The following is an 8,443-nucleotide window of genomic DNA, read 5'->3' on the forward strand; positions in this document are numbered from 1 at the left end:
CACCCGTGTCCGCTCCCGCCGCCCGCACCATCACGTCCGACGCCCGCCTTCCCCACGACCTGCCGGCCCCGCCGGCCCCGCCGACGCCGGATGCGGCGCACACGACGCACGCGGCGGTCCGGCAACTCCCTTGTGCCGACAGCGAATTGTGCCGTACGGCGGGGCCTCTGCGGTGGCCGGCCGGGGTCGGCGCGGGTGAACCGGGGACCGCTGTGTTGACCCGGCCCCGGGGATCCCGCTTCGCGGAGGGCTCAGCCGAGCAGGTCCGGTTCGGCGCGGCTGATGTCTTGCCACAGCGGCTGGTAGTTGATCCAGGCCACCAGGTCGCCGCCGAGCTGTTCGCGGGTGGCGACGGCCGCCTTGTGGTCGATGAGCACCGGCCGGCCCGCCGCCTTGGCCGTCAGCTGCACCTGGCAGCACCGCTCCAGGGACAGGAACCACCAGGCGGCGGCGTCCACCGAGTCACCGACGGTGAGCAGCCCGTGGTTGCGCAGCACCAGTGCCTTGCGGGAGCCCAGCGCGGCGGCGATCCGGCGGCCCTCCGCGGCGTCGACGGTGACACCGGTGTAGGCGTCGTAGAGGGCGATGTCCTCGTAGAAGGCGCAGCTCTCCTGGGTGATGGGGTCGATCAGGTCGCCGAGGGCGGCGAGGGCGCGGCCGTGCACGGAGTGGCAGTGGGCGACGGCGACCACGTCGGGGCGGGCGGCGTGCACCTGGGCGTGCACGGTGAACGCGGCCTGGTTGACGTGGTAGCGGCCCTCGATCACCTGCCCGTCCTGGTTGGCGAGGACCAGATCGCCGACGGTGACGTGCTTGAAGGGCATGCCGAACGGGTTGACCCAGAAGCAGTCGGTGTACTCCGGGTCGCGGACCGTGATGTGCCCGGACACCCCGTCCTCGAACCCCGCCCGTCCGAAGATCCGCAGGGCGCCCGCGAGCCGCTCCTTGCGGTGTCTGCGTTCGTCCTCGGCCGACTCGTGCAGGGGCGGCATGGCGAAGTGCAACCGGTCGGTGGGCAGCGGCAGGGGCGGGGTGGGCCCGTGCATGGATCCTCCAGCGGGGGGACTGCGGTACGGCCGGAAGGTACCGCCGGCCGGCGCGAAAGGGCAGAGCCGGCCGGTGAAGATGACGTGCGCGATGAATACCCGACAGAGGGTGTCGGGATTGGGCGGCAGGCTGGCGCGTATGAACTGGACAGCCTTCCGCGCCGCCGCGCCCGAGCTGGCGGCGATCGCCGAGGAGCGCTTCGGCGCCTACCGGCACCACGTCCTCGCGACCCTCCGCAGGGACGGCTCGCCCCGCACCTCCGGTCTGGAGGTCAGGTTCCTGGGCGGGGAGCTGTGGCTAGGCATGATGCCGCGTTCCCTGAAGGCCCTGGACCTGCTCCGCGACCCCCGCTTCACCCTCCAGGCCAACCCCGGCGACGGCACGGACATGGGCGGCGGCGACCTCCGGATCAGCGGGCGGGCGTACGAGGTCGGGGAGGGCGCGGCCAAGGCCGCCTATGTGAAAGAGGTGGAACCGCCGCAGCCGTTCCACCTCTTCCGCACCGAGCCGACGGAGGTCGTCCGCACCTGCGTCGAGGACGACAGGTATCTGGTCGTCCAGGTCTGGCGGCCCGGTGAGCCCCTGCGCACGCTCAAGCGTGCCTAGGGCCTACTCCCACTCGATGGTCCCCGGCGGCTTGCTCGTCACGTCGAGGACGACCCGGTTGACGTCCCGGACCTCGTTGGTGATCCGGGTGGAGATGCGGGCCAGGACGTCGTAGGGCAGCCGGGACCAGTCGGCGGTCATGGCGTCCTCGGAGGAGACCGGACGCAGCACGACCGGGTGACCGTAGGTGCGGCCGTCGCCCTGGACGCCCACGCTGCGGACGTCGGCGAGCAGGACCACCGGGCACTGCCAGATGTCGCGGTCGAGGCCGGCCGCGGTCAGCTCCTCGCGGGCGATGGCGTCGGCCTCGCGCAGCAGGTCCAGCCGCTCCTTGGTGACCTCGCCGACGATCCGGATGCCGAGGCCGGGGCCGGGGAAGGGCTGGCGCTGGACGATCTCCTCCGGCAGGCCGAGCTCCTTGCCGACCATGCGGACCTCGTCCTTGAACAGCTTGCGCAGCGGTTCGATCAGCTTGAACTCGAGGTCCTCGGGCAGGCCGCCGACGTTGTGGTGCGACTTGATGTTCGCGGTGCCGGTGCCACCGCCGGACTCCACCACGTCCGGGTAGAGGGTGCCCTGGACCAGGAACTCCACGGCCGGGCCCTCGTCGGCGATGATCTCGGCCTGCGCCTGCTCGAAGACGCGGATGAACTCCCGGCCGATGATCTTGCGCTTCTCCTCGGGGTCGGTCACCCCGGCGAGCGCCTTCAGGAAGCGCTCCTCGGCGTCGACGACCTTCAGCTGGACGCCGGTGGCCGCGACGAAGTCCTTCTCGACCTGCTCGGTCTCGCCCTTGCGCATCAGGCCGTGGTCGACGTAGACACAGGTCAGCTGGGAGCCGATGGCCTTCTGCACGAGGGCGGCGGCGACGGCGGAGTCCACCCCACCGGACAGGCCGCAGATCGCGCGCTTGTCGCCGACCAGCTCGCGGATGGCCTGGACCTGCTCCTCGATGACGTTGCCGGTGGTCCAGTCCGGCTTCAGCCCGGCACCGCGGTAGAGGAAGTGCTCCAGCACCTGCTGGCCGTGCGTGGAGTGCATGACCTCGGGGTGGTACTGGACGCCGTAGAGCTTCTTGTCGTCGTTCTCGAACGCGGCGACCGGGACGACGTCCGTGGACGCGGTGACCGTGAAGCCCTCCGGGGCGGCGGAGCAGGCGTCGCCGTGGGACATCCAGACGTGCTGCTCCTCCGGGGTGCCCTCGAAGAGGGTGGAGGACGCCTTGGAGACGTGCAGGTCGGTACGGCCGTACTCGCGGGCGCCGGTGTTGTCGACGGTGCCGCCGAGGACCTGCGCCATCAGCTGGAAGCCGTAGCACATGCCGAAGACGGGGACGCCGGACTCGAAGATCTCGCGGTCGAGGCGGGGCGCACCCTCCTCGTAGACCGACGAGGGGCCGCCGGAGAGGATGATCGCCGCGGGCTTCTTGGCGAGCATCTCGCGGACCGGCATGGTGCTCGGCACGATCTCGCTGTAGACCCGCGCCTCGCGGACGCGACGGGCGATGAGCTGGGCGTACTGCGCGCCGAAGTCGACGACCAGGACGGTGTCGGGAGTGGCGGCAGACTGGGTCGCTGATGACACGGGGTGCCTTCTGGTGGTCGGGCGGGGGTCTGTGCTTCCGATTCTAACGGGGTGGCCACCGGACCTCCGAGACGAGCCGCCGTGGCATACTGACCGCATGCGCAAGCACTCGACCTTCGTCTTTACCTATGGCATCCGGCCCGCCGGCTGCCATGGTCGTGCTGCTTGAGCAAACCGCCAAGCGACTTCCCAGGCGCCCCGGGCCGACAAGGCCCGGGGCGCCTGTCGTATTCCGGGTTCCGTCGGCCCAGGGCTTTTGCCCATCCCCTTCGAGGAGCCCCGGATGACCACCACCACACCCGAAGCGGCCATCGCCGACGCCCGCGAACGCATCGACGCGCTCGACGACCGGATCATCGGCCTGATCCAGGAGCGGATGGCCGTCTCCGCCGTCGTCCAGCAGACCCGGATCGCCTCCGGCGGGCGGCGGGTGCACCTGTCCCGCGAGATGGAGATCCTCGCCCGCTACCGGGACGCCCTCGGCAAGCCCGGCACCAGCCTCGCCATGACCCTGCTGGAGTTGTGCCGGGGTCGCATCTGAGTTCTATCCCGCTCTCACCCGTACGGCACCGTGACCGGCCCGCACAGCGCTTCGTTGAGGGGGTGTCCGTGCCAGCCAGGGGCGGGCGACGGAACCACGCGTGGCTCACCGGAGCGATGAGGCGTACGGGTCGTGCCGTACGCCGTGGGACCTCGCTCCGGACGTGACCGGACGGCAGGGGACAGCGGTCCGGTCATCCAAGAGAACGGCCGGCCCCGGGGACGCCCGGGGCCGGCCGGCGGAACACCGCGGCGAGTACGCGGAAGACCGCGGACAGATACGTGGCGCGGCGCCGGTCCCGGGCGGCGGCGCCGATTCGAGCAAGGGCCCCGCGGCCCCTCCGTCCCGCGGGGCCCTTCGTCCTGCCCGGGGGCCCGACCACACTCCTGAATTGTGATCGAGATCACACGAGGTATGCGGCCCCGGTGAGCAACCCTTCCGGCTTTCCGCTGATCCAACCTGCCGGATCAAGAAGCGATGGCCGGGACCTGCTTTCGGAGGGGGATGCAGGTCCCGTCCCTCGTGCCGGTCACTTCTTCGGCGGCACCGCCGGCATCCCCAGGAACGGCAGCCGCAGCGCGCCGAACGCGTCCGCCGGGACCACCGGCGCCTTGGGCTCCACCGGCGCCAGCCGCTCGTACGCCGCTCCCTGCGCCGGACGCGGATCCTCCTCGCCCTTGTTCGGCCAGAACGACATCGCCCGCTCCGCCTGCGCGGTGATCGTGAGCGACGGGTTGACGCCCAGGTTCGCCGAGACCGCGGCGCCGTCCACGACCGAGATGCCGGGGTGGCCGTAGAGCCGGTGGTAGGGGTCGATCACGCCGGTCTCCGGGGAGTCCCCGATGGGGCAGCCGCCGAGGAAGTGCGCGGTGAGCGGGGTTCCCATCAGCTCGCCGATGTTGCTGCCGGCGAAGCCGTTGATCTCGGCGGCGAGCGCGGAGGCGGCCTCGGTCGCGGCCCTGATCTGCTTGGGGTTGGGCGCGCCGTGCCCCTGCCGGGCGGTGAGCAGGCCCCGGCCGGGCCCGGCGGGTTTCAGGTAGGTGGTCAGCGAGTTGTCCAGGGACTGCATGACCAGGCCGATGATGGTCCGCTCCGACCAGCGCCGGTTGGACAGCGAGCGGGCGACCTGGACGGGGTGCCGGGCCGCGTTCGCCAGCCAGGCCAGCACCCGCGAGGAACCCTCGGTGTACGGCACCTGGAGGATGGACAGGCCGCCCATCGCGTTGGAGCCCTTGCCGTAGCGGACCGGCTCGATGTGGGTGTTCTCGTCGGGGTGGATGGAGGAGGTGATGGCGACGCCCCGGGTGAAGTCGGCCCTCGGCGCGCCGGTCGCCCGGCGGTAGCGGCGGTCGTCGGTCTGCGCGCCCACCAGCGCCTCGGAGTTGGTGCGGGTCAGGTCGCCGAGCCGGGGGGACAGGTACGGCAGCCGGTGACTCGCCTTCATGCGGTGCAGCAGGGTCTGGGTGCCGTAGGTGCCGGCCGCGAGGACGACCCTGCGGGCGGTGAGGATCCGGCCCTCGGCCTTGCGCTTGCGGTCCGTCGGCAGGGTCGCGACCGCGTAGCCGCCGCGCGAGTCGTCGGTGACGGACACGACCGTGGTCATGGGGTGGACGACCGCGCCCGCCTTCTCGGCGAGGTGGAGGTAGTTCTCGTTGAGGGTGTTCTTCGCGCCGTGCCGGCAGCCGGTCATGCACTCGCCGCACTCGGTGCAGGCCCGCCGGTCGGGCCCGGCCCCGCCGAAGTACGGGTCGGGCACCCGCTCGCCGGGCCGGGCCGTCGTCCCGCCGTCGGCGTCCTGGCCGTCCCCGAAGAACACGCCCACGGGCGCGAGGTGGAAGGTGTCGGCGACGCCCATCCGCCCGGCCGCCGCCTTCAGATGGACGTCGGAGGGGGTCATGGTGGGGTTGAGCCGCACCCCGAGCATGCGCCGGGCCTGGTCGTAGTACGGCTTCAACTCCTCCTGCCAGTCGGTGATGTGCCGCCACTGGGGGTCGTCGAAGAAGGCCTTCGGCGGTACGTAGAGGGTGTTGGCGTAGTTGAGCGAGCCGCCGCCGACGCCCGCGCCGGCCAGCACCATGACGTTGCCCAGCAGGTGGATGCGCTGGATGCCGTACATGCCGAGCCGGGGCGCCCAGAGGTAGTTCTTCAGGTCCCAGGAGTTCTTCGGGAGGGTGGCGCGGGTGAAGCGGCGGCCCGCCTCCAGCACGCCGACCCGGTAGCCCTTCTCGGTGAGCCGGAGGGCCGACACCGAGCCGCCGAATCCGGAACCGACGACGATCACGTCGTAGTCGTACCCGTCCTCGTCCCGGGTCTGGACAGACTGCTCCTGCGACACGTGCTCTCCTCGGTGGGAACGGCTGCTTTCCGAACGGGGCTGCTCTGCGGAACGGGGCTCCTAGCGGAACCGGAAGGCCTTCATCAGGCGCAGGCTCGTGCTCATGAAGCGGGCGTACGCCTCGTCGTCCATGCCCAGCGAGGGCGCCATCGGCAGCAGCCGCTGCTGGGCGACGGTCTGGGCCTCCGTGTACTTGAGGATGCCCTCGGAGCCGTGGCGGCGGCCGAGGCCGGAGTCCTTCATGCCGCCCATCGGGGACTGGGCGCTGCCGTAGGCGGGCGCGTAGCCCTCGTTGACGTTGACGGTGCCGGTGCGCAGGCGGGCGGCGATGTCCCGGCCGCGGCGGGCGTTCGTGGTCCACACGGACGCGTTCAGGCCGTACGGCGTGGCGTTGGCGCGCTCGACGGCCTCGTCGTCGCTCCGGAAGCGGTAGACGGAGACGACCGGGCCGAAGGTCTCCTCCTCGCAGACGGCCATGGCGGGCTCGACGCCGTCGAGGATGGTCGGCTCGAAGAAGTACGGGCCGATGTCGGGGCGGGCCACACCGCCCGCGATCACCGTGGCGCCCTTGGCGACGGCCTCCTCCACGTGCCGCTGGACGGTCTTCAGCTGGCGTTCGCCGACCAGCGAGCCCATGTCGGCGCCGTAGGCGAGGAAGTTGCCGAGCCGCATGGCCCTGGTGCGGGCGGCGAACCGGTCCAGGAAGGCGTCGGCGACGGACTCGTGGACGTAGAGCCGCTCGATGGAGATGCACAGCTGGCCGGCGGAGGAGAAGCAGGCCCGGACGGCGCCGGCGGCGGCCTTCTCGATGTCGGCGTCGTCCAGCACCAGCATGGCGTTCTTGCCGCCGAGTTCGAGGGAGACGCCGACCAGGCGGGAGGCGGCGCCGACGGCGACCTCGCGGCCGGTGCGGGTGGAGCCGGTGAAGGAGACGTAGTCGGCGTGCCTGACCAGCTCGGGGCCGACGACCGGGCCCTCGCCGAGGACGACTTGGAAGACGTCCTCGGGCAGCCCGGCCTCGATCAGCAGGTCCCGCGCCCACAGTGCGGTGAGGCAGGTCTCCGTGTCCGGCTTCATCACCACGGCGTTGCCCGCGACGAAGGCGGGCAGGGCGTCGCCGACGGACAGCTCCAGCGGGTAGTTCCAGGGGGCGATCTGGCCCACCACCCCGCGCGGATGGCGCAGTTCGGTGACCTTCGTCAGGACCGGGACGGCGCCGGTGTGCCGCTTGGGCCGCAGATAGGCGGCGGCACGGCGGCCGTAGTGCCGGGCGGCGACGGCGACGGCCTGCACCTCCTCGTGCGCGTGCAGGCGGGCCTTGCCGGTCTCCAGCTGGATCAGGTCCAGGACTTCGGCCTGCCGCTCCAGCACCAGGTCGTGGAAGCGCAGCAGCACGGCGGCGCGCTGCCGCACCGGGGTCGCCGCCCACACGGTCTGCGCGGCGCGGGCCGCCGCGAAGGCGTCCTCGACGTCGTCCGGGGTGGACTCGGGCAGGTCGGCCAGCTTCTCGCCGGTGAAGGGGGCGTGACTTACGGTACGGCCGGATCCCGTGACGCCCTTGGTGAGCCGGGCCACCAGCTGCGGGGTGACCACGTCGGCGGCGGTACGGGCGCCGTCGGGGGCGGGCGCGAGCGGATTGGTACCGGCGATGTCCGGGGCCTGGGTGTCCGTCATGACGCGCAGGGTATGCCGCGGCGCGGCCTTTGTGTACCCGTCGGTAACGCGGATTCACCGACCGCTCACAACCCGCCAGTGATCACTGGCAGCGAATGCGCTGATCAGGGCGTTGACGGGGTGACGATCAGCCGGGCCGGAGTTTCACCCGCCGGCCGAGAAGGTGTCCACGGCCACGTCGAAGTACTCCCGCGCCTCGCGCACCTTACCGACCGGCGCCGACACCCACACGTCGTACAGCCTGCCGTTCTCCTCCCAGCACAGGTCGTAGGTGTGGCGCGGGCCCTCCGCCGCGCTGAAGCCGTTCCAGGTGAACTCCCAGAAGGCGGCCCGGTGTCCGGCGTGCGTGGTGGGGGTGACCCGGCCGTCGTGGTAACCGGGGTTGTTCTCGGGGCCGGCGGCGGCGGACCGCTCCAGGACGCCCCGGGGGCCGCCGGGCTGCGGGCCGGTGACCTTGACGCCCAGGCGGAAGGTCTGCCCCGGCGAGAGGTAGTAGACGCGTTCGCCGCGCGGGCTGCGGGTGAAGTCCTCCGGGACCGCGAGGGAGAAGCCGGCCGGGTCGTGGGCCGTGCGGTAACCGGAGGGCGCGGTGTGCGAGCCGGTGCCGGGCGGGCTGCTGCGCCCGGGTGAGGGGGTGCCCGTTGTCGGGGTGGGGG

The 8,443-nt window shown here is 72.0% G+C and carries 6 protein-coding genes and 1 pseudogene; 2 read left to right on the forward strand and 5 right to left on the reverse strand.

Annotated features, from left to right (window positions below; all coding sequences use genetic code 11):
- Positions 1-251: 251 nt before the first annotated feature.
- Positions 252-1,046: a class II aldolase/adducin family protein gene (locus tag H5J33_RS15360; protein ID WP_181795480.1), complete on the reverse strand. Its 795-nt coding sequence runs from the start codon at positions 1,044-1,046 to the stop codon at positions 252-254.
- A gap of 139 nt (positions 1,047-1,185) precedes the next feature.
- Between H5J33_RS15360 and H5J33_RS15365 the strand changes: the two genes are divergently transcribed.
- Entirely contained in the window at positions 1,186-1,653 is a 468-nt protein-coding gene (locus tag H5J33_RS15365) for a pyridoxamine 5'-phosphate oxidase family protein (RefSeq protein ID WP_181795481.1), read from the forward strand.
- 3 nt (positions 1,654-1,656) lie between these two features.
- Here H5J33_RS15365 and guaA read toward each other — a convergent pair whose 3' ends face one another.
- Complete coding sequence (guaA, locus tag H5J33_RS15370; protein ID WP_181795482.1) at positions 1,657-3,237, reverse strand: glutamine-hydrolyzing GMP synthase; 1,581 nt, start codon at positions 3,235-3,237, stop codon at positions 1,657-1,659.
- 283 nt (positions 3,238-3,520) lie between these two features.
- Between guaA and H5J33_RS15375 the strand changes: the two genes are divergently transcribed.
- Entirely contained in the window at positions 3,521-3,778 is a 258-nt protein-coding gene (locus tag H5J33_RS15375; RefSeq protein ID WP_181795483.1) for a chorismate mutase, read from the forward strand.
- A gap of 529 nt (positions 3,779-4,307) precedes the next feature.
- Here H5J33_RS15375 and H5J33_RS15380 read toward each other — a convergent pair.
- From H5J33_RS15380 to H5J33_RS15390, 3 genes and pseudogenes are all read right to left on the reverse strand, one after another.
- A complete protein-coding gene (locus tag H5J33_RS15380) occupies positions 4,308-6,113 on the reverse strand; it encodes a GMC family oxidoreductase N-terminal domain-containing protein (RefSeq protein ID WP_181795484.1) in 1,806 nt (601 codons plus the stop codon).
- 60 nt (positions 6,114-6,173) lie between these two features.
- On the reverse strand, positions 6,174-7,787 hold the full coding sequence (locus tag H5J33_RS15385) for a succinic semialdehyde dehydrogenase (protein ID WP_181795485.1): 1,614 nt from the start codon (positions 7,785-7,787) through the stop codon (positions 6,174-6,176).
- A 144-nt stretch (positions 7,788-7,931) separates the two neighbouring features.
- Positions 7,932-8,443 (reverse strand): annotated as a pseudogene (locus H5J33_RS15390) (serine/threonine protein kinase); the annotation flags it as partial.

The sequence above is a fragment of the Streptomyces sp. WELS2 genome (assembly GCF_013870595.1).
In the GTDB taxonomy this organism is placed as follows: domain Bacteria; phylum Actinomycetota; class Actinomycetes; order Streptomycetales; family Streptomycetaceae; genus Streptomyces.

Excerpts from the sequence above, each read along its gene's own strand:
- H5J33_RS15360 (WP_181795480.1), bottom strand. The coding sequence starts at position 1,046 with ATGCACGGGCCCACCCCGCCCCTGCCGCTGCCCACCGACCGGTTGCAC.
- H5J33_RS15375 (WP_181795483.1), top strand. The coding sequence starts at position 3,521 with ATGACCACCACCACACCCGAAGCGGCCATCGCCGACGCCCGCGAACGC.
- H5J33_RS15385 (WP_181795485.1), bottom strand. The coding sequence starts at position 7,787 with ATGACGGACACCCAGGCCCCGGACATCGCCGGTACCAATCCGCTCGCG.
- H5J33_RS15365 (WP_181795481.1), top strand. The coding sequence starts at position 1,186 with ATGAACTGGACAGCCTTCCGCGCCGCCGCGCCCGAGCTGGCGGCGATC.